General features: G+C 67.3%; 1 protein-coding gene. It reads left to right on the top strand.

Annotated elements, in window-relative coordinates; genetic code table 11:
* Positions 1 to 1,131 (top strand): urocanate hydratase (gene hutU, locus HOP52_RS19545; protein ID WP_238979203.1); only part of this gene is annotated, 1,131 nt, incomplete at both ends.

Below are 1,131 nucleotides of genomic sequence, written 5' to 3'. Positions count from 1 at the left end.
AAGATCGCCGCCCCCACCGGCACCGAGCTCAGCTGCAAGAGCTGGCTCACCGAGGCGCCGCTGCGCATGCTGATGAACAACCTCCACCCGGACGTGGCCGAGCGCCCCGAGGACCTGGTGGTCTATGGCGGCATCGGCCGCGCCGCCCGTGACTGGGAGTGCTTCGATACCATCGTCGAGACCCTGCAGCGCCTGGAGGAGACCCAGACCCTGCTGGTGCAGTCCGGCAAGCCGGTGGGCGTCTTCGAGACCCACAAGGACGCCCCGCGGGTGCTGATTGCCAACTCCAACCTGGTGCCGGCCTGGGCCAACTGGGAGCACTTCAACGAGCTGGATAAGAAAGGCCTGATGATGTACGGCCAGATGACCGCCGGCTCCTGGATCTATATCGGCTCCCAGGGCATCGTCCAGGGCACCTATGAGACCTTCGTCGAGGCCGGGCGCCAGCACTACGACGGCAACCTCAAGGGCCGCTGGATCCTCACCGCCGGCCTCGGCGGCATGGGCGGCGCCCAACCCCTGGCGGCCACCCTGGCCGGCGCCTGCTCGCTGAACATCGAATGCCAGCAGACCAGCATCGACTTCCGCCTGCGCACCCGCTACCTGGACGAGCAGGCCGAGGACCTGGATGACGCCCTGGCACGGATCGAGCGCTACACCGCCGAAGGCAAGGCGATCTCCATCGGCCTGTGCGCCAATGCCGCCGATATCCTGCCCGAGCTGGTCAAGCGTGGCGTACGCCCCGATATGGTCACCGACCAGACCAGCGCCCACGACCCGCTGCACGGCTACCTGCCCCAGGGCTGGACCTGGGAGGAGTACGTGGCCCGCGGCAAGACCCAGCCCGAGGCGACCGTCAAGGCCGCCAAACAGTCCATGGCGGTGCACGTCCAGGCCATGCTCGACTTCCAGAAGATGGGCGTGCCCACCTTCGACTACGGCAACAATATCCGCCAGATGGCCCTGGAAGAGGGCGTCGAGCACGCCTTCGACTTCCCCGGCTTCGTGCCGGCCTATATCCGCCCGCTGTTCTGCCAGGGCATCGGCCCCTTCCGCTGGGCGGCGCTCTCCGGCGACCCGGAGGACATCTACAAGACCGATCAGAAGGTCAAGGAGCTGATCCCCGACGAC

The organism is Billgrantia campisalis (assembly GCF_022341425.1).
Lineage (GTDB): Bacteria > Pseudomonadota > Gammaproteobacteria > Pseudomonadales > Halomonadaceae > Halomonas > Halomonas campisalis.
This window is presented reverse-complemented; position numbering and strand designations above follow the sequence as displayed.